We start from the raw sequence: 463 nt of genomic DNA on the forward strand, positions 1-463 counted from the left end.
TCATGGATTGGGGGTAACATCTAATGAATTATGGTACAAATAAGCACTATGCCAATGAATACGGTATGGAACTTAACGAATACTTTAAACATCATTTTAACTATGAAGAGCTTGCAGGCTGGTATACAATGCAGGTATTAAAGTATCTAGTGAGAGCTGGCAAGAAAGAGGGTGAAAGCTACGACAAAGACCGTAACAAGGCTTTAGACTATGCAGGAGAACTTGCTAACTTAAGTAACGAGAATAAGCTTACAGAATACACTGCTGACGACATTATGAGCTTTGCACAAGATATAGCTGATGATTTCAAACAATGGAAAGGCGAAGAATAATTGAAAATAAAGTTTATGCTTGACAGTGTGAACTTTTTTTGATATTATAGTCTTATAGAAATTAAGGAGATACAAATGAAAAATACAATGTTAAATTGATGAACAACAAAAAAGGATATTTAAACTCTTTT

1 protein-coding gene is annotated in these 463 nt (G+C 33.3%); it reads left to right on the top strand.

Features of this window, described 5'->3' with window-relative positions:
• The first annotated feature begins 23 nt into the window (after positions 1-23).
• The gene (locus tag D9V42_RS14805) at positions 24-332 is read left to right on the top strand and encodes a DUF3310 domain-containing protein (protein ID WP_036851133.1); all 309 of its coding nucleotides are present in this window, start codon (positions 24-26) and stop codon (positions 330-332) included.
• Positions 333-463 lie beyond the last annotated feature (131 nt).

The organism is Staphylococcus pseudoxylosus, from assembly GCF_003697915.1.
Lineage (GTDB): Bacteria > Bacillota > Bacilli > Staphylococcales > Staphylococcaceae > Staphylococcus > Staphylococcus pseudoxylosus.

Excerpts from the sequence above, each read along its gene's own strand:
- D9V42_RS14805 (WP_036851133.1), top strand. The coding sequence starts at position 24 with ATGAATTATGGTACAAATAAGCACTATGCCAATGAATACGGTATGGAA.